We start from the raw sequence: 18660 nt of genomic DNA, 5'->3' as shown, positions 1-18660 counted from the left end.
GCGGACGTCAGCGAGTGGGGTGGACGGGCAGCGGTGCGAGGTGACGGGGGTGGCGCGGGTGGTCGGTCCCGTGGGTCGGGGCCGGTGGTCGCGGGGTGGCTTCGGCCGTCGTCGGGGTCAGACTCCCGGGCCGGGGTCGGGGTGGACGGCTGACTCCGCGCCCGCGCGGGCCGCTTCCAGCTGGGCGGCGAACGCGATGCCGAGGAAGAGCGCGACGGCGGTGAGGTTGGCCCACAGCAGCAGGGCGATGAACGCGGTGAGCGGCCCGTACAGGGCGCCGAAGGCCCCGCTCTCCTCGACGTACAGCGCGAGCAGCCAGGTGGCCGCCACCCACAGCAGCAGATGTACGGCCGAACCGAAGGCCAGCCAGGTGTAACCGGGCTGCACCCGACGGGGCGACCAACGGAAGATCACGGCGGAGGCCACCCAGGCCAGCGCGAGCCCCACGGGGATGTCGAGCACGCTCCACCACTGCGGTCCGCTGCCCGTCCGCCCGGTGGATTCCGCCACCGCGTCACCCACGGCGTCGCCGGCGACGAGCACGACGAACCCGAGTACCAGGGGCAGACCGGCGGCGAGCGCGAGCACGAACCCGCGCGTGTACTTGCGCGGGAAGGGCCGATCGCGCTCGATGCCGTAGATCCGGTTGGCGCCGCGTTCGATCTGGCCCATGGCCGAGGCGAGGTTCAACAGCGCGAAGCCCAGGCCGAGCCAGAGGGCGAGCGTGCTCCAGACACCGCCCTGCGCGGTGCGCCGCGTTCCCTCGAAGGCGTCCTCGACGATCGCGGCGCTGGCGCCCGGCACGATCCGGCCGAGTGTGAGCTCGATGATCCGGCCCACGCCCTCCGTGCGCACCGAGGTGGCCAGCCCGACCAGCGCCACGGTGCACGGAACCAGCCCGAGCACCACCTGGAAGGCGAGGGCACGCGCGTTGGTGAAGCCGTCCGCGTAACGGAACCGCGCGAAGGAGTCGACCAGCAGCCGCAGCCCCCCGTAGTGGCGCAGGGCGGTGAACGCCTCGTCTCCGGAGAGCTCGTCCCCGATCATGTCCCGGGTCTGCGGGACGGTGACGACGGTTCCCATGGTGCGGACTCTCCTTGTCGTACGGCTGCTTCAGGTCAGGTGCCCCATCAAACCCTCTGCCCGACCTCGTATGTCCAAGGGCCTTCCCTTCTTTGTCCATGGACCGTCCGCGGCCCCGACGCGAGGGTCGGGCCATGGACGCGAAACTCCAAGAACGGCGACGGATGCCCAGGGGGCTCGTCGCGCTGGCGGTCGGCGGGTTCGGGATCGGTCTGACCGAGTTCCTGATCGCGGGGCTGCTGCCGCAGGTGGCGTCGAGTTTCGCGGTGTCCGAGGCGGTCGCGGGCCGGCTGATCTCCGGATATGCGTTGAGCGTCGCCGTCGGTGCGATCGCCCTGACCGCGGCGACGGCACGACTGCCCCGGAAACAGGTCCTGGTCGGCCTGGTGGTCCTCTTCGTCGTCGGCAACCTGCTGTCCGCGATCGCACCGGACTACGAGGTCATGATGCTGGGGCGGATCGTCGCGGCGCTGTGCCACGGGTCGTTCTTCGGCATCGGATCACTGGTCGCGCGCAGCCTGGTCGCGCCCGAGAGGAAGTCCCGCGCGGTGGCCGTCATGTTCGCCGGACTGACGGTCGCGAACGTGCTGGGCGTGCCGTTCGGCGCGCTCGTCGGGGAGCGCTGGGGCTGGCGGGCCGCCTTCTGGGCGGTGACCGCCATCGGCCTGCTCGCGCTCGCGGGCATCGTCGCCTTCGTGCCGGGCCGCGCCGCGGAGGCCCCGCCGACGTCCTGGTCGCAACCGGCACCGCCCACCGGCCTGCGCGCCCAGGCCGGAGCGTTCCGGTCGGCACAGGTGTGGCTGACCCTGCTGGCGACCGCGCTCAGCTACGGCGGGATGTTCGGCGCGTTCAGCTACCTCGCCTACACGTTCACCGAGGTCGGAGGCTTCTCCTCGACGGATGTCGCCTGGCTGCTCATGGTGTACGGCGTCGGCCTGGTCGTCGGGAACCTGGTCGGCGGGCGGGCCGCCGACCACGACCGTGACCGCGCGCTGCTCCTCGCGCCGGCCGGCCTCACCGTCACCCTGGCCGTGTTCGGACTGCTGGCGGCCAACGCCGCGGCATCGGTGGTGCTGGTGTTCCTGATGGGGGTGTTCGGGTTCGCCGGCGTGCCCGGAATGATCACCCGCGTCACCGACTACGCGCAGGGCGCGGCACTGGCCGCCGGCGCCAACGTGTCGGCCTCCAACCTCGGCAACGCGCTGGGCGCCTGGGCCGGAGGCCTCGCGATCACGGCGGGCCTCGGCTACACCGCACCCCTCTACGTCGGCGCCGGTATCGTCCTGGTCTCCGTCGCCGTCATGGCCGTGGCCGCGCACCTGGCCCGGCCTGCGGGGCGGGTGCGCGGTTCCCGCGGGGGCGGGGCCGTCCCGACCTCGTCCCGATGACTTCCTGACGGGTGGGCGGGTCGGGGCCGTTTCGGTGGGTGGGGGTGTTGTCAGACCCGGCGTCTAGCCTGAAAGGCATGGCAGCGGTAGAGGCGGAAGCGCAAGCGGAGCAGGTGCGGCTGGTGCCCTGGGCGGAGGGCGACTTCTGGCTGCTGGAGCGGACCAACAGCCCCGAGATGACCGCGCACCTGGGCGGTCCCGAGAGCGGGGAGAAACTCGTCGCGCGGCACCGGCGGTACGTCGAGCTGTCGTCGGGGCAGATGTACCGCGTCGCGCTCGCGGAGGGCGGGGAGACCGTCGGTTCGGTGGGGTTCTGGGAGCGGGTGTGGCAGGACTCCGCGATATGGGAGACGGGGTGGGGGATCCTGCCCGAATTCCAGGGGCGGAGGCTGGCCGCGCAGGCGGCCCGCGCTGTCGTGAAGGAGGCACGGGCCGCAGGCCGGCACCGGTATCTGCACGCGTTCCCGAGTGTGGAGCACACCGCGTCGAACAGCGTCTGCCGCCGGGCGGGCTTCACCCTGCTGGGACAGGCCGAGTTCGAGTACCCGAAGGGGCACTGGATCACGTCGAACGACTGGCGGTTCGACCTGGCGGGCTGAGACCGGCCGCCACCGGCCGCCGGCCACCGGTCGGCGACGGCCGGGGCAGGATCTCAGCGGGCGGCGGCCGCCAACTCCCCTACCACCCGGGCCGCGACGGGCACCTTCACCCCGTGCCGTTGCGCCGCGCGCAGCAACGCCCCTCCGATGGCGTCCAGTTCGAGCGGGCGGCCCGCCTCCGAGTCGCGCTGCATCGACGACTTCGTCCCGGGCGGGAAGGCGTCGTAGCGGGCGAGGGCCTGGGCGGGGTCGGAAGGACCTCCGCAGGCCGCGCTGACCGCCGCCGTTTCCCCGACCAGGGCGGCCAGTTCCTCGCGATGGCGGGTGCGTACGTCACCGAGGGGCAGAGCGTGCAGGGTGGTCAGGAGGGCGAAGGGCGCGAGGAAGGACATCTTGGCCCACAGGGCGGCCGACTCGTCGTCCAGGACCCGGGTGCCGGGACCGGCTGCGGCCAGAGCGGTGGCGAGTGCGTCGAGACGTTCACGGGGGACGTCGTCGCCGGCCAGGTCGACCTCGGCGAAGGGACTGCCGTGCTCGATGACGCCTGGTGCGACCCTCGTCGACTCGACCCGGATCACCGCGGGGGCGACCCGGTCCGGACGGTAGCGGCTGCGGAGGGCCGCCGGGTGTTCGACGCCGTTCAGGAGGGGGACGACCAGGCCGTCGCCGAGGACGGTGGACGGTACGCGGTCGAGAGCGGCGGCCAGGGAGGTGTGCTTGACGGCGATCACGCAGGCGTCGACCGGCTCGCGCAGTTCGGTGTCGGCCTCCACGCGGGCCGTGAAGTCGCCGAACGCAGCGCTGCGGACCTGGATGCCGGTCGTGCGAAGGGCCTCAGCCGTGTCGTCGCGGGCCAGGCAGATCACGCGGTGTCCGGCGCGGGCCAGGAGAGCGGCGAGGAGGCCGCCGGTACCGCCGGGTCCCAGGACGGCCACGGTCAGATCCTGGTGTGGCGGGTCGTACGCGATCTCGCGCGCCATGTCGGAGTGTTCCTCTCGTCGGTCGGCCCCGGAATCGGTGGCCGCCTCGTTGAGGATCATGGCATCGAGCGGGGGCGGTGAGAAGCGTCGATTCGCCGGAGGCGGGAGCGGTAATCCGGCGGCGGAGGGAGACTGTCGGTATGTGCCGCAGCATCAAGACGCTTCGTCCGCCTGTACTGCCCGAGGAGGCGACGGAGGACGAGATTCGGGCCGCCGCGCTTCAGTACGTGCGAAAGGTGTCGGGCTTCCGGGCACCGGCCGCGCACAACCAGGAGGTGTTCGAACGGGCCGTGGAGGTGATCGCGGAGGCGACAGCGGAGTTGCTGGCCGGACTGGAGGTACGAGGGGCGGTTCGGCGCGAGGCGGGATGAGCCTTGCAGACACCGCTCGTGCCGCCGGTGCCGGTGACCCGCCAGGGCCGGGAGACAGGCGAACAGCCCCCGTCGCCCCCGTTACCCGGCCTCCGCGACCACCGGCTGCCGACGCATCACGAAAGCGGCGCCCGCCCCCGCCCCGAAAAGCGCCGCCACCGACACCGCCGTCGCCAGCCATGTCGCTCCCAGCCAGTGCGCGCCGAAGTACCCGAGGGCCACGCTGTACGCCGCCCAGGAGAGGCCGGCGAGGGCGGACCAGGGGAGGAAGTCGCGGGCTCGGCGATGGGCCGTGCCGGCCAGCAGGGAGACCACCGAGCGGCCCGCGGGGGCGAAGCGGGCGAGGACGACCAGGGCGCCGCCGCCCGTTGTCAGCGCGGCGCCGAGACGTTCCTGCGCGGTGGTGAGGCGACGCGAGCGGGCGATCGCGCGGTCCAGGCGCTCGCCGCCGCGCCAGGCGAGCCGGTAGGCCGCCAGGTCACCCAGTACGGACGCCGTCGTCGCGCAGAGGATGAGCGACATGACGTCGGGGACCCGACCGGTCGCCGCGCTGCCCGCGGCCGCCGCCGTCGCGGCCGTGATGACCAGCACACCGCTCGGCAGCAGCGGCACGAACACGTCGAGGAGCACCGACAGCGCGACCATGGCGTAGATCCATGGACTGCCGGTCAGTGACCCCAGATTTTCCAGCACCGCGACTCCCCGTGATTCCCCCGTAGACAGCCATACAGCGTACGCCCAGGGTGTGACCGGAGATTCACGGGGGGCTCATGGGATGGGCGCGGCATGTTCACCCGGCTGCCGCGTCCGGGGACGGCCGGGTGAACGTCCCGTAGCGGGGGCCGCCGGCGCTGCCGGGACTGCCAGAGGTCTACGGCCCCTTTGCCCCGGAGGGCAGGGCTGCCTGAACTTGCTGGTGTGCACGGCCCGGTCGGTCGGGGCCTGCCGGTTTGTGCGGCCGGTCGGTCGGGCCTGCCTGACGCGGCGATGATCACTTCGGCAGGTGGGCCGACGCGCCCGAATACGGCACTCCCGGCGGTTGTAGGCCGACCCGGCGCCGGACGGTCGGCGTGGGCCGGGCGCGGCGGTGCCCTCCCCGCGAACTCGGACAATGCGGGGAGGGCACCGTGTGACGTCGGCTCAGACCGTTACCGGCTCCGCGGCCGGCCTCCGTTCCTGTGCCGAGCGTTTCGTGAACAGCCGGTCCAGGCCGAACGCGCCGGACCCGGTGAAGACCAGCAGCACCAGGGCCCAGCAGAACATCGCGGCGGCCTCGCCGCCGTTCTGCATGGGCCACAGGGCCATCGGCTGGTGGACCTTGAAGTACGCATACGCCATGGACCCCGCGGCGACGAATGCGGCGACGCGCGTGCCCAGGCCGAACAGCACCAGGCCGCCGCAGACGAGTTGGATCACGGCCGCGTACCAGCCGGGCCAGGTGCCGGCACCGACGGTACCGCCGTCGGTGCCGGCGGCTCCGCCGAGTACGCCGAAGAGCGCGGCGGCACCGTGACAGAGGAAGAGCAGGCCGACGACGATGCGGTAGAGGCCGAGGGCGTATGGCTGGGCGCTGTTGAGGCGTCCGGTCATTGTGGGGGACTCCTTCGGTCGGGTCGGTCCCACAGGGGGGTCGCCCCAGGGGGATGGAACCGAGTGAGCCATCCACGGTAGGTGCCCCTGATTCATGCTTGCAAGTTCAACATTTAGCCATCCGTTTGCCCCAACTGTCCCTGCTGTTCCAGTCGGAGCTGCACGTGGAGCGCCTGTCGTCACCGATCCTGGCGTCCGAAAGTGTGACCGAATTTACACCTGGCCGCCCGCCCGTCGCGGGCATCCGGGTGCCCGCCCGCCAGGGGTGCGCCGGACGTGAACTGCCCGACATAGAAGGGTTTTTGACGGTCAATCAGCAAAGGTGGACCGGGACTTCTCCCGGCCGCTCTCCCCGGTGAGTCGGGTCTCCGAGACCGTCCGCAGCCGCGCCCGCCCCTGGTCCCCGTCCCCCTTTCCCTCCCGCGCCTGCTCCAGCCGCAGCTTCGCCGAACGCCCGCTCAGCGTCAGCGTCATGAGCTGGTTGCCGAACCAGGGACCGCCCGTGTGCCGCCAGGAGACCGGCGGCCGCTCGCAGCCTCCGTGCCGGGCGAGGCGCCGTCCGAGCGCCCGTGCCGTGCCACTCCAGCCGAAGCGGAAGCCGAACCGGATCCAGCTGGGCACGGAGTTGTGGACGGGGGAGCAGGTGAGCTGGAGGACGAGGGAGTCCGGTCCGCCGGTGTACCACGTGGGCTCGGCCACATACGCGTGGTGCACGTCCCCCGAGAGCACCAGCACCGTCGCCGGCGCCTCGGGCCCCGACCCCACCTCGGCGATCAGGTCCGCCAGCGCCGTGAAGGACGCCGGGAAGGCCGCCCAGTGCTCCAGGTCCGCCTTGCGCCGCAGATCCTCCCCGAACCGGGCCCAGCGCGCCCCGCGATCGCCCCGGCACAGCGCGGCGTCCCACGCCTCGGCGTCGTGCACCAGGTGCGGCAGCAGCCAGGGCAGCGAGGTGCCGATCAGGAGGTGGTCGTAGGAGTCGCGCTCCTCCAGCACCTGTTCGCGCAGCCACTCGGCCTCGCCGGGGTCGAGCATGGAGCGGCTCTCCTCGTCGAGGACGCGGGCCGCGCGGGAGTCGACCATGAGCAGCCGCACCCGGCCGAAGTCGCGCCGGTAGCTCCAGCGCACGGAGGCGGCGTCGGCCTCGGCCCTGGCGGCGAAGGCACGCAACTCGTCGGTGCCGTCCGGGGATTCGCGTACCGCGGCGTAGAGCGGGTCGGTGGCCAGCTCGGCCGGGGTGAGGTTGCCGAGGTGCTGGTACACCCAGTACGACATCAGACCGCTCAGCAACCGCTCCTGCCACCAAGGGACTTCGCGCATGTCCGCGACCCAGGACGCGGAGGTGTTCCAGTCGTCGATGACGTCGTGGTCGTCGAAGATCATGCAACTGGGCACGGTGGACAGCAGCCAGCGCACCTCGGGGTCGAGCCAGGACTCGTAGTAGAGGTGGGTGTACTCCTCGTAGTCCGCCACCTGGTCGCCCGGCGGGTCGCGGGGATCGCGGCGCGCGGCCAGCCAGCTGCGGGTGGCGGGGGAGGTCTCGTCGGCGTAGACCTGGTCGCCCAACAGCAGGAGCACGTCCGGCCGTTCGCCGTCCGGCTCGGCGGCGATGCGGGCCGCGAGGGTGTCCAGGGCGTCCGGACCGACGGGGTCCTTCTCGCCTTCCGGGGGCGCGGCCCAGCGGCAGGAGCCGAAGGCGACGCGGACGGTGCCGTCGGGCTCGGTCGTGCGGATGACGGACGCCGGGAACGGGGCGTCGGGCAGCGGCCACACGCGTGTGCCGTCCAGGAACACCTCGTAGGTCCGCTCGGTGCCGGGTGGGAGGCCGTCGACCGGGACGAGGGCGTAGTGGTGGCCCGCGACCTGGAAGGTGCGGGTTCGGCCACCGGTGCCGTCCGAGCAGCGCACCTCGGCGGTGCACGGACGGCTCGTCTCGACCCAGACGGTCGCGGACGAACCGTCGACGTACCTCAGCAGTGGGCCCAGCCGCAGATCCGCCACGTGATCCTCCTCCGTCGCCCCGTACGGTACGGAACGACGGAGGTCCGCGGGGAGGGTCCGTTACGCAATCGTCAGCAGCTTGCGAGGTAGTTCGTCAGCGCGGTCTTCTCCGCCGAGTCGACCGAGAGGTCGTAGTAGTACTTCACCTGGACCCACGCACGGACGTAGGTGCAGCGGTACGAGGTGACCGACGGCATCCAGGTCGCCGGGTCCTGGTCGCTCTTGGACTGGTTCACGTTGTCCGTCACCGCGATGAGCTGCGGGCGGGTGACGTCGTTGGCGAACCCCTGGCGCTGCGCGGTGGTCCAGGCGCCGGCACCGGAGTCCCATGCCTCGGCGAGCGGGACCAGGTGGTCGATGTCGAGGTCCGAAGCGGCGGTCCACGTGGCGCCGTCGTAGGGGGAGTACCAGCTGCCGCTGGTGGCGGTGCAGGCGGAGTTTGTGACGACGTTCGTACCGTCCCGCTTGAGGATGTACTCGCGGGTGTTGCAGGTGCCGCTGATGGTGATCCACGTCGGGAACAGGTCACGGTCGTAGCCGGTGCGGTTCTCGGTGGCCACGGTGAGCGAGGCGAGATAGGTGCGGGCGGTGGCGGCGCTGACCGGGGTGGGGAGGGCGGCGGAGGCGGTCGGGCCGTTGAAAAGCCCGACGGAGGCTATGAGGGCGGTCAGGGCTCCGAGTATGCTCAGCCGTCGACGCGCGTAGAACTTCGACATGCGAACTCCCTTGGGGAGGCGGGGGTGTTGGAGCGCGAGCGCTCGAATGCTCGCGGCTCCGTGTTGCGGGGAGGTGTGCGTTCGGTTAGAAGTTAGTGACGCGTACATGACACGACAAGGTTTATGGCGAAACGATCACGTACGATGGACGGCGTTGAAGGGGAGTAGCTCTTCGCCGGACCGTCGACATACTGCTCAGCTCGTCTGAGCCGGCGCCCGGAGGCAGGTCTTCAGGGACCGGCCAGCGAGACCTTCGGCCAGTAGTGCACTGACTGTGTGCTGCCGTGCCGAGGCGTCGTGTTTCAGGAACACTCTCGGTGGGGCGGCCCCGACCGATTGAGGACCCTTGATCAGCTTCACCGTGACGGCCGTCGTCTTCGGCGTCGTCTTCCTCGCCGAACTGCCCGACAAGACCGCGCTCGCCGGCCTCGTCCTCGGCACCCGCTACCGCGCCTCCTACGTCTTCGCCGGTGTCGCCGCCGCCTTCGCGCTGCATGTCGCGCTCGCCGTGGCGGCCGGCAGCGTGCTGACCCTGCTGCCGCAGCAGATCGTGCAGGCGCTGACGGGTGTGCTCTTCCTCGGCGGCGCGGCCGTCCTGCTGCTGAAGAAGGATGATGGCGACGAGGAGATCCGCAAGCCGCAGGACCAGTCCTTCTGGAAGGTCGCCGGGACCGGGTTCATGCTCATCCTCGTCGCCGAGTTCGGAGACCTGACCCAGATCATGACGGCCAACCTCGCGGCCCGTTACGACGACCCGCTCTCCGTCGGCCTCGGCGCGGTGCTCGCTCTGTGGGCGGTGGCCGGTCTCGGCATCGTCGGCGGAAAGGCCCTGATGAGGCGGGTCCCGCTGAAGCTGATCACCAGGATCGCGGCCCTGCTGATGCTGGCGCTCGGGCTGTGGAGCCTGTGGGAGGCCGTGGCCGGCTGAGCTGAACGGTGTGTGAACTGTTCCGGGAGGCGGTGGCGGGAACCGCCTCCCGTTTTGTATCGTGGATGAACAAAGTGGCTCCCGCTCGTTCACCCTGACCGGCGGGCGGGGCCACCTTGTCCCTCCGGGGGCGTGCGGGGGAGACCCCCCGGAGCCCGCCCCTCACCCCGCGTCCTGGAGCTGCCGATGACGGCCACCGCCGCCCCCACCGTGCTCACCGCCCGCGCCCTCCTGCTCGACATGGACGGCACCCTCGTCAACTCCGACGCCGTGGTGGAACGCATCTGGCGCCGCTGGGCCGAACGGCACGGGCTCGACGGCGACGAGGTCATGAAGGTCGCCCACGGCCGCCAGGGCCATGCGTCGATGGCGGTCCTGCTGCCCGACCGGCCCGTGGAGCAGAACCTCGCCGACAACGCGCTCATGCTTGCGGAGGAGACCGCCGACACGGACGGTGTCGTGGCGATACCCGGCGCGTCCGAGTTCCTGGCCTCCCTGCGGGGGCTGCCGCACGCGCTGGTGACCTCCGCCGACGTCGCGCTGTCCACGGCCCGGATGGCAGCGGCGGGGCTGGGACTTCCGGAGATCCGCATCACGGCCGAGTCCGTCGGCGCGAGCAAGCCCGACCCCGAGGGGTTCCTCAAGGGCGCCGCAGAACTCGGTGTCGCACCCGCCGACTGCATCGTCTTCGAGGACTCCGGGGCCGGCATCGCCGCGGGGAAGGCGGCCGGCATGCGCGTCGTGGGCATCGGGTCACGGGCCGGCCTCCACGGCCCGGACGTCGTGGCGCGGGATCTGACACGGGTGCGGGTGGAAGCGGCAGAGGACGGCACGATCCGGCTGTTCGTCGGGTAGGTCACCCTGGACGGCGGGGCGATCCGGGTCTCCGGCGGGCGGATCTCCGGGGCGGCTGCGCGGGCTACGGCTCCTTGGTCTCCGACTCCAGCCGTTGGCGTGTCGCCAGGTCGTACACCCCGGACTCCGGTACCTGCATGCCCCGGGTCGACTGGTACCGGCTCACCGCGTCCTCGACGCCCTCGTTGTAGTGCCCGCTCGCTGTCCGCGAGTACAGGCCGGCCTGGGTGAGCCGCAGTTCGAGCTCGACGACCTCCGGTCCCTCGGACCCCCGGCGCAGCACCGGCGGAGCCGCCTCGCGGGCCGCGTCCGAGCCGCTCGCCGTGCCGTCCGTCGCGGTGGTGGCGGTCGGCGTGGCCGTCGGCGCGGCCGACAGGGACGGTGTCGGGGAGGTGCCGGACCTCGACGGGGACGCGGAGGCCGACGGGCTCGCGCTCGCCGTGGGGGACGGGAGCGCGGAGGACGGACGTACGGACGCCGCGGCCTTGGACGGCGACGCCGACGCCGACGCCGCGGTCGTCGTCGAGTCCGGGACCGCAGGCCGTACGTCCTGCGGCGCCGCCGCGTCCCGCACCGGGGACTCGTACGTGAACAGCCCGCTGGCGAGACCGGCCGCCGCGACCACCGCCACGACCGCTGCGGCCGTGGCGAGGAGGACCATACGGCGGCGGGCGCGGCGCGGTTGCCCGTCGCTGTCCGGGGCGGACGGGTGTCCGCCGCTCTGGAACAGGCGCAGATCGGTGGGGCTCGCGGTCGTCGGCGGGCGGGCCAGGAAGGCGGGGAGAACCGAGGTCGCGTCAGGCGCGGGTGCCGCCGGGGTCACGGCGCGCAGCGGCATCGTGGCGTCGGCGGCGGGGCCCGCGGGCCCGGGCACCCTCGGCAGGGGGGCGGTCTCGTCGTCCAGTTCCACGTACGGCCGTATGCGCAGCGGATCGAAGTCCTCCGCCGCGGCCGCCTCCGCAGTGCGTGCGTCGCGCAGCGCGTCCGAGGCGCGCTGTGTGCACCCGCAGGACGGGGTGTTGTCCATCGCTCTGGGCGCCCCGCACTCCGGGCACAGATGACTGTTCGACTCCGCCATGTGTCGTCCCTCCCCTCACAAGCCCCTGAGATTATGCAGAACCCCTCCACACTCACATGTCGGAAGCCCCCGGAATACCGGCTTCCAGCAGGACTCAACGGGCCATAAGCGGTTACACCGACCAGGATGGTGACGTGACGAGAGTCCCGGGAGGTCTGCATGGCCGCGGATATGCACGGTTTGACAGGTGATGTGCCGGACACGCGCGAGGAGCACGTGTCAGGCAACGTCCTCGTCTCGATCGGGGCCCTGCTGCTCGGGATGCTGCTCGCCGCGCTGGACCAGACGATCGTGTCCACCGCGCTGCCCACGATCGTCAGCGATCTCGGCGGGATGGAGCACCTGTCCTGGGTGGTGACCGCGTATCTGCTGGCCTCCACGGCGGCGACCCCGTTGTGGGGCAAGCTCGGGGATCAGTACGGGCGCAAGCGGCTCTTCCAGACCGCGATCGTGATCTTCCTGATCGGGTCGGCACTGTGCGGAATGGCTCAGGACATGACCCAGCTGATCGCCTTCCGTGCCCTGCAGGGGCTGGGCGGCGGCGGGCTGATGGTGTTGTCCATGGCGATCGTCGGCGACCTCGTTCCGCCACGTGAACGCGGGCGCTACCAGGGGCTGTTCGGTGCGGTCTTCGGCGCGACGAGCGTGCTCGGGCCGTTGCTGGGCGGCCTGTTCACCGAGCATCTGAGCTGGCGGTGGGTCTTCTACGTCAACCTGCCGGTGGGCGCGGTCGCCCTCGCCGTGATCGCGGTCGTGCTGCGGATCCCGCGCAGGTCGACGAAGCATGTCATCGACTACCTCGGGACCTTCCTCATCGCCGCCGTCGCCACGTGTCTGGTGCTGGTGGCCTCACTGGGCGGCACCACCTGGGGGTGGACCTCGCCGCAGATCGTCGCACTCGCGGTACTGGGCGTGCTGTTGGCGGTCGTGTTCGTCGGCGTCGAGCGGCGGGCAGCCGAGCCGGTGCTGCCGATGAAGCTGTTCCGGATCCGGACCTTCGTGCTGTCCGCCGTCATCAGTTTCATCGTCGGGTTCGCGATGTTCGGGGCGATGACCTATCTGCCGACCTTCCTCCAGGTGGTGCACGGCGTCTCGCCGACCATGTCCGGTGTGCACATGCTGCCCATGGTGTTCGGGCTGCTGCTGTCCTCGACCCTGTCCGGACAGATCGTCAGCCGGACCGGGCGTTGGAAGGTGTTCCCGGTGGCCGGGACCGCGCTCACCGCGGTGGGACTGGTGCTTCTGCACCGGCTCGACGAGAACAGTTCCACCTGGGTGATGAGCGCGTACTTCTGTGTGTTCGGACTGGGGCTCGGTCTGGTCATGCAGGTGCTCGTGCTGATCGTCCAGAACGCCGTCTCGTACGAGGACCTCGGCGTCGCCACGTCCGGTGCGACCTTCTTCCGGTCCATCGGGGCGTCGTTCGGTGTCGCGATCTTCGGGACCGTCTTCGCCAACCGGCTCGGGGACAAGCTGGCCGACGCCCTGCAGGGGGTCCGACTGCCGCCCGGCGTCTCGGTCTCGGGGCTGGAGGCCGATTCCCGGGGGCTCGCGGAACTGCCGGCCGCGGCGCGCCCCGCGGCGCTGCACGCCTACGCCTCGTCGATCACCGACGTCTTCCTGTACGCCGCCCCCGTCGCGCTCCTCGGGTTCGTGCTCGCCTGGTTCCTCAAGGAGGACCGGCTGCGCGGGTCCGTCACCGCGCCCGACGTCACCGAGACTCTGGCCAGCAATCCGGTGGAGCGGTCCTCGTACGACGAGGTGTGCCGGGCGCTGTCCCTGCTGGGGACACGGGAGGGACGCCGGGAGGTCTACCGGAAGATCACCCTGCGGGCCGGGTACGACCTGCTGCCCGCGGCGAGCTGGCTGGTGCTGCGGATGCGGCGGTACGGCTGGGTGGAGCCGGCGTTGCTCGCCGGGCGTACCTCCGTGCCCTTGAGCGTGATCATCAAGGCGGCCCGGCAGGTGGAGGAGCGGGGGCTCGCGGCGCGGCGGGGGCCGGAGATGCTGCTCACCGAGCGAGGCAGGGAGGTCGCCGAGCGGCTCGCGGAGGCTCGCGAGGCGTCGTTGGCGGAGCTGCTGGGGGACTGGTGGGGGCCCGACCGGCCCACGGATCTGACCCGGTTGGTGAAGGAGCTCAACGACGAGTTGTGCGGGTCCGACCGGGAGCAGCCGTACGAGGGTGGCGCTGCACGGGCGTGACGCCTGCGGCAGCCGTGCGGGCGTCGGCACCCCCGTCCGGGCCGCGCCGGGCCGAACCCGGCGCTCGCCCGGCAAGGCTCCGGGACCGGGCGGCCGCCCCCGGGGTTCAGGGCTGGTGAACTCGGCACTCCGGTCGGTCCGTAGGCGCACACACGGGGCCGACCGCCGGTAACTGTCCGGTGGACGGGGTGAGTTCGCAGCCGTGGGTTCGGCCGGCTCCCGTTCCGGTGCGGGGAGTTTCAGGGTCGACGGTCCAGGTCATGGCCCGATTCGCGCCTACACATATGCGGAGACGGTTTGGAGAAGACGTTCGCGGCTACCCGACAGATATGTCAACTGGCCTGATCATCGCTCTGATCGTGATCGTGGCGGCCGTCCTTGCAGTGGCGGCCGTCCTGACCCTGCGTGGTCGAGGTCCGCAGCACGGCCGGGGCCTGAAGCGACGCTTCGGGCCCGAGTACGGCCGGACCGTGGCCCGCCACAACGGAGACGAGAAGGCCGCCGAACGCGAACTCACCGAACGCGTGGAGCGGCACGGATCCCTGCGCGAGCAGCCCCTGGACCCGGCCGAACGCCAGCGGTACGAGGCCCGCTGGACGGCCGCCCAGGAACGCTTCGTCGACTCCCCCCGGGAAGCCGTCGTCGAAGCCGACCAGCTGCTCGCCGAACTCGCCGAGGCCCGGGGTTTCCCGGGCGGCGGGCAGTACGACGAGCAGTTCGCCGCGCTGTCCGTGCACCACGCGGACCACGTGCACGGCTACCGGCGCGTGCACTCGGTGGTCGGCGCGCACGCGAACGCCGGGCGGGACGGCGACGGACGGGTGGACACGGAGGACATGCGCGCGGCCATGGTCGAGGCGCGGTCCCTCTTCGACGAGCTCGTCGGTCCGCCGCGCAGCCGCGAGGAGTCCCGTACGTCGACCGACGAGTCCCAGCTGCGCGCGGGTCAGCCGCACGACAGCCGCAGCGACGGCAGGGGCCACCTGCCCGGGGCATTCAACAAGCGTCACGCGAAGGGGAGTTGAGTGACATGACGGATGCCACGAGCAAGTCGGGTGCCGACGGTAACCGGGGCGAGGGCAGGACCGGCAGGGGCACGGGCGCCGACCCCACGGGTGCGCACAGCCCCCTGGTGGCCCCCACCGAGACCGAGACGCCGGACCTGGATCCGGCGACGGGACGCCGGACGGACGCGTCGCGAGACGGGCGCGGAGAGCCGGCGCCGGACGGGACGACCCCGGCCGGCCGGGACGGCCGGGGCCCGCTGGGCGCCGACCGTGTGCGGGCCGACGAAGGCGTGCGGAGTGACGGCGTGCGCGGTGACGGGGTCCGCAGTGGCGGCGGAGACCGCGACTCGGCCCTCGGCGGCGCCAGGGGCACCGGGTTCGCCGGCAGCTCAGGCGAGGACTCCGAGCGCAGCCTGCGGGGCGCACCCGGCCGTGAGAGCGGGCTGGGCCGGGACGCGGGCCCCGAATCCGCCACCGGTGCCAGGACGGGCGTGCACAAGGAGTCCGCCACCGGCGTTGCGACCGGCGTGCACAAGGAGTCCGCCCACGAGTCCCGGCTGATGCCGCACGACGAGGGCGACAAGCTCAGCTCACGGCTCCAGCACGCGGTCGCCGGGTTCGTGGACGAGCCCCGGTCCGCCGTCGAGGAGGCCGACCAGGTGCTGGAGGAGGCCGCGGCCCGGCTCGCCGACGCCGTGAAGCAGCGTCGCCGTACGCTGCGCAGCTCCTGGCAGACCGGTGACGCCGGTCAGGACAAGGCATCCAACGTCTCCAGCGCCTCCGACACCGAGCAACTCCGGCTCGTCCTGCGGGACTACCGTGAGCTGGCGGAACGGCTGCTGCGCAGCTGACGCGCCGCCGATACCGTACGAACGGCCTGCTGCCCGGAGTCGGGCGGCGGGCCGTTCTTGGGTACCTTGCACCGGACACCGCCGCGCCGGGCGATTTATCATGCGGCGGCGGTGGTTCAACGGGGTTGCCGCGCAAGGACCTTTCAGGAGGAGCGCACGTGCTCGAACTCACCATGGCCGTCGTCACCGCGGCGGAGGAGGGTGCCACGGCCGGGATGCAGATGACCGACGCGCCCAGTGACCCGGGCACCGTGCTGCGCGTGGGCCGGGACAAGACCGTCTGCCGGCTCGCGACGCCCGACGACTGGCTGTTCGTCTCCCGGGTGCACCTGGAGTTCCTGTGCGGGCCCGAGGGCGTCTGGCAGGTCACCTGGCTCCAGGGGTCGCAGCCCGATCCCTCGTCCGAGGTACAGCTGGTGGCCGGTGCGTACGCACAGCCGCTGGTCTACGGCGGCAGCGTGACCCTGCCCCGGGGCGGCAACGGCGAGATCGTCATCCGTGACCGCACCGCCCCGCGCAGTGTCAACGTCGGCTTCTATCACGAGATCTGAGGACCCGGGGGGCAGCACGCGTGCGCGTCGCGCGTGCTGGTCACTCGTGCGGGTCAGGGCTGTGGCTACGGCAGTACCCGTGCCAGCGCGAAGCCGTCGTAGCCCTTGCTGCCCACCGTCTGGATGGCCGTGGCGCTCAGCTTCGGGTGCCGTCCGATCAGTTCGAGGGCCGTGCGGGTGCCCTGGACGTCGGGGGCCGGGTTGTCCGCGTCGGCGACCCGGCCGCCCCGTACGACGTTGTCGACGACGATCAGGCTGCCGGGGCCGGTGAGTTCGAGGGCCCACTCCACGTAGTGCGGGTTGTTGCCCTTGTCGGCGTCGATGAAGACCAGGTCGAAGGGGGGCGGGTTCTCGGCGGCCAGCCGCGGCAGCGACTCCAGGGCGGGACCCACCCGCACCTCGACGATGTCGTCGAGGTCCGCGCGGGCGAGGTTGCGGGTCGCGACCTCGGCGTGGACCGGGCTGTACTCCAGGGAGACCAGGCGGCCGTCGGCGGGCAGGGCGCGGGCCAGCCAGATGGTGCTGTAGCCGCCGAGGGTGCCGATCTCCAGGATGGTGCGGGCGCCCTGGATCTGGGCCAGGAGCTGGAGGAGCTTGGCCTGCGGCGCCGTGACGGCGATCGATGGGAGACCGGCGGCCTCGCTGTTGTCCAGGGCTGCCCGGAGCGCTTCGTCCTCCGGCGTGAGATGGGTGGTGAAGTAGTCGTCGACGTCGTCCCAGAGCTGCGACTCGCTCATGCACCGATGCCTTTCGTATGGCTAGTTAGATCCACTAACTAGTTGCGCTAACGAATATAGTCGCGCTCCTGTGCCCTGTCAGGGAGTTTTCCGTTCGACGGCCGGCGCCGACCCCGGCAGCGGCCGTCCCGCCGACTCCGTCATGAACCACACCGCCACACCGCCGATCACGGCCGCGGCCATCATGTAGTAGGCGGGCATCATCATGTTCCCGGTCGCGCCGATCAGGGCGGTCACCACCAGCGGGGTCGTGCCGCCGAACAGGGACACCGAGACGTTGAAGCCGACCGACAGGGAGCCGTAGCGCACCCGGGTCGGGAAGAGGGCCGGCAGGGCCGACGGCATGGCCGCCGTGAAGCAGACCAGGAGAAGGCCCAGCGCACCCATGCCGAGCGCGATCGCGAACAGGCTTCCCTGGCGGATCAGCAGCAGGGCCGGGACGGACAGGAGCAGGAAGCCCGCGCAGCCGGCGGCGATCACCGGGCGGCGGCCGACCCGGTCGCTCAGGGCGCCCGCGAAGGGCTGCACGACCATCATCAGCGCCATCACGGCGAGGACGACCAGCAGGCCGTGCGTCTCGTCGTACTTCAGCTCGCTGGTCAGGTAGCTCGGCATGTACGACAGCAGCATGTAGTCGGTGACGTTGAAGACCAGGACCAGTCCGACGCAGAGCAGCAGGGTCCGCCACTGACCGGCGATCATCTCCCGCAGCGGGACCTTCGGGCGGCTCGACTCGGCCTTCTCGACCTCCGCCGCGAACGCCGGGGTCTCCTCCAGACGCAGCCGCAGATACAGGCCGATGGCGCCCATCGGGCCCGCGATCAGGAACGGGATCCGCCAGCCCCAGGACACCAGGTCCTCGGTGGACAGCAGTGCCGTCATCAGCGTGACCAGACCGGCGCCGGCGATGTAACCGGCCAGCGTGCCGAACTCCAGCCAACTGCCGAGGAAACCGCGCCGCTTGTCGGGGGCGTACTCGGCGATGAAGGTCGAGGCACCCGCGTACTCGCCGCCGGTCGAGAAGCCCTGGACCAGGCGGGCGGCCAGCAGAAGCAGCGGGGCGCCGACGCCGATCGAGGCGTAGGACGGGATCAGGCCGATGGCGAAGGTGCCGGCCGCCATCATGATCATGGTGACGGCGAGGACCTTCTGGCGGCCGACGCGGTCGCCCAGCGGGCCGAAGACCAGGCCGCCGAGCGGACGGACCAGGAAGGCCGCGGCGAAGGCGCCGAACGTCGACAGGAGCTGGGCGGTGGGATTCCCGGACGGGAAGAAGACCTTGCCCAGGGTGACCGCGATGTAGCTGTAGACGCCGAAGTCGAACCACTCCATCGCGTTGCCCAGCGCGGCGGCCTTCACGGCGCGCTTCACGAGGGCCGGGTCGACGACGGTGGTTTCGCGGCTGTCGGGGCTGTCGGGGCTGTCGGGGGTGCGGACGGAGGGCGTGAGGGGAGGGGCGCTCGGCAAAACTTCGCTCGCCTGCCTTTCGACGGGGACAAGGGCAAAAGGCGACCTTAGGGGGACTTGCCGGGATCACATCGCGCCCCCGAAAGGTCACTGAGGGTGCATAAGCATGGTGTATGCAGGCACTTAGTCCTCGATCCGATACCCGGCTTTGCGCATTGCATGTGTTCCTTCTCGCGTCTCGCGCACATGACCGCGCCCTCTGCGGGCTATCGTCATTCGGGCAAAACGGTAAATAACGTCTGACGAAGCCCGGGTTGTC

At 71.5% G+C, this 18660-nt stretch carries 18 protein-coding genes; 9 read left to right on the top strand and 9 right to left on the bottom strand.

Annotated features, from left to right (window positions below; genetic code table 11):
• Nucleotides 1-117: 117 nt before the first annotated feature.
• The gene (locus OHT57_RS15165; RefSeq protein WP_328746929.1) at nt 118-1083 is read right to left on the bottom strand and encodes a YihY/virulence factor BrkB family protein; all 966 of its coding nucleotides are present in this window, start codon (nt 1081-1083) and stop codon (nt 118-120) included.
• A gap of 164 nt (nt 1084-1247) precedes the next feature.
• On the opposite strand from OHT57_RS15165, the gene OHT57_RS15160 reads away from it, so the two are divergent.
• Together OHT57_RS15160 and OHT57_RS15155 are read left to right on the top strand one after the other, a co-directional pair.
• Nucleotides 1248-2471: an MFS transporter gene (locus OHT57_RS15160; RefSeq protein ID WP_328753206.1), complete on the top strand. Its 1224-nt coding sequence runs from the start codon at nt 1248-1250 to the stop codon at nt 2469-2471.
• Between the two features lie 77 nt (nt 2472-2548).
• The gene (locus OHT57_RS15155; protein WP_328746928.1) at nt 2549-3070 is read left to right on the top strand and encodes a GNAT family N-acetyltransferase; all 522 of its coding nucleotides are present in this window, start codon (nt 2549-2551) and stop codon (nt 3068-3070) included.
• 53 nt (nt 3071-3123) lie between these two features.
• Here OHT57_RS15155 and OHT57_RS15150 read toward each other — a convergent pair whose 3' ends face one another.
• Nucleotides 3124-4050 carry a ketopantoate reductase family protein gene (locus tag OHT57_RS15150; protein WP_328753205.1) on the bottom strand — a complete coding sequence of 309 codons (927 nt, stop codon included), beginning with the start codon at nt 4048-4050 and terminating at the stop codon, nt 3124-3126.
• A gap of 140 nt (nt 4051-4190) precedes the next feature.
• Between OHT57_RS15150 and OHT57_RS15145 the strand changes: the two genes are divergently transcribed.
• Entirely contained in the window at nt 4191-4421 is a 231-nt protein-coding gene (locus OHT57_RS15145) for a DUF2277 domain-containing protein (protein ID WP_328746927.1), read from the top strand.
• A gap of 81 nt (nt 4422-4502) precedes the next feature.
• On the opposite strand, the gene OHT57_RS15140 is transcribed toward OHT57_RS15145, so the two are convergent.
• The 4 genes from OHT57_RS15140 to OHT57_RS15125 all read right to left on the bottom strand — a co-directional run bounded on the left by OHT57_RS15140 (nt 4503) and on the right by OHT57_RS15125 (nt 8725).
• The gene (locus OHT57_RS15140; RefSeq protein WP_443053613.1) at nt 4503-5066 is read right to left on the bottom strand and encodes a DedA family protein; all 564 of its coding nucleotides are present in this window, start codon (nt 5064-5066) and stop codon (nt 4503-4505) included.
• A 495-nt stretch (nt 5067-5561) separates the two neighbouring features.
• Complete coding sequence (locus OHT57_RS15135) at nt 5562-6011, bottom strand: DoxX family protein (RefSeq protein WP_328746925.1); 450 nt, start codon at nt 6009-6011, stop codon at nt 5562-5564.
• Nucleotides 6012-6320: 309 nt separating this feature from the next.
• Entirely contained in the window at nt 6321-8009 is a 1689-nt protein-coding gene (locus OHT57_RS15130; protein ID WP_328746924.1) for an alkaline phosphatase D family protein, read from the bottom strand.
• A 71-nt stretch (nt 8010-8080) separates the two neighbouring features.
• On the bottom strand, nt 8081-8725 hold the full coding sequence (locus OHT57_RS15125; RefSeq protein ID WP_328746923.1) for an HNH endonuclease family protein: 645 nt from the start codon (nt 8723-8725) through the stop codon (nt 8081-8083).
• Nucleotides 8726-9071: 346 nt separating this feature from the next.
• On the opposite strand from OHT57_RS15125, the gene OHT57_RS15120 reads away from it, so the two are divergent.
• The gene (locus OHT57_RS15120; protein WP_328746922.1) at nt 9072-9653 is read left to right on the top strand and encodes a TMEM165/GDT1 family protein; all 582 of its coding nucleotides are present in this window, start codon (nt 9072-9074) and stop codon (nt 9651-9653) included.
• A 186-nt stretch (nt 9654-9839) separates the two neighbouring features.
• On the top strand, nt 9840-10508 hold the full coding sequence (locus tag OHT57_RS15115; protein ID WP_328746921.1) for an HAD-IA family hydrolase: 669 nt from the start codon (nt 9840-9842) through the stop codon (nt 10506-10508).
• A 64-nt stretch (nt 10509-10572) separates the two neighbouring features.
• Here the strand turns inward: OHT57_RS15115 and OHT57_RS15110 are convergent, their stop codons facing one another.
• Nucleotides 10573-11586, bottom strand: a complete 1014-nt coding sequence (locus OHT57_RS15110; protein WP_328746920.1) for a peptidoglycan-binding domain-containing protein — start codon at nt 11584-11586, stop codon at nt 10573-10575.
• A 159-nt stretch (nt 11587-11745) separates the two neighbouring features.
• Here OHT57_RS15110 and OHT57_RS15105 point away from each other — a divergent pair, with 159 nt between their 5' ends.
• From OHT57_RS15105 to OHT57_RS15090, 4 genes are all read left to right on the top strand, one after another.
• On the top strand, nt 11746-13788 hold the full coding sequence (locus OHT57_RS15105; protein WP_328746919.1) for an MDR family MFS transporter: 2043 nt from the start codon (nt 11746-11748) through the stop codon (nt 13786-13788).
• A 329-nt stretch (nt 13789-14117) separates the two neighbouring features.
• Nucleotides 14118-14813: a hypothetical protein gene (locus OHT57_RS15100; RefSeq protein WP_328746918.1), complete on the top strand. Its 696-nt coding sequence runs from the start codon at nt 14118-14120 to the stop codon at nt 14811-14813.
• A gap of 5 nt (nt 14814-14818) precedes the next feature.
• The gene (locus OHT57_RS15095) at nt 14819-15646 is read left to right on the top strand and encodes a hypothetical protein (RefSeq protein WP_328746917.1); all 828 of its coding nucleotides are present in this window, start codon (nt 14819-14821) and stop codon (nt 15644-15646) included.
• A gap of 158 nt (nt 15647-15804) precedes the next feature.
• Nucleotides 15805-16197, top strand: a complete 393-nt coding sequence (locus OHT57_RS15090) for a hypothetical protein (protein WP_328746916.1) — start codon at nt 15805-15807, stop codon at nt 16195-16197.
• Between the two features lie 65 nt (nt 16198-16262).
• On the opposite strand, the gene OHT57_RS15085 is transcribed toward OHT57_RS15090, so the two are convergent.
• Together OHT57_RS15085 and proP are read right to left on the bottom strand one after the other, a co-directional pair.
• Entirely contained in the window at nt 16263-16934 is a 672-nt protein-coding gene (locus OHT57_RS15085; protein ID WP_328746915.1) for an O-methyltransferase, read from the bottom strand.
• Nucleotides 16935-17012: 78 nt separating this feature from the next.
• Nucleotides 17013-18401, bottom strand: a complete 1389-nt coding sequence (gene proP, locus OHT57_RS15080) for a glycine betaine/L-proline transporter ProP (RefSeq protein ID WP_328746914.1) — start codon at nt 18399-18401, stop codon at nt 17013-17015.
• Between the last annotated feature and the right edge of the window lie 259 nt (nt 18402-18660).

It is taken from the genome of Streptomyces sp. NBC_00285 (assembly GCF_036174265.1).
In the GTDB taxonomy this organism is placed as follows: domain Bacteria; phylum Actinomycetota; class Actinomycetes; order Streptomycetales; family Streptomycetaceae; genus Streptomyces.
Note: the sequence above shows the minus strand (reverse complement) of the source record. Positions and strands in the feature narration are given on the sequence as shown.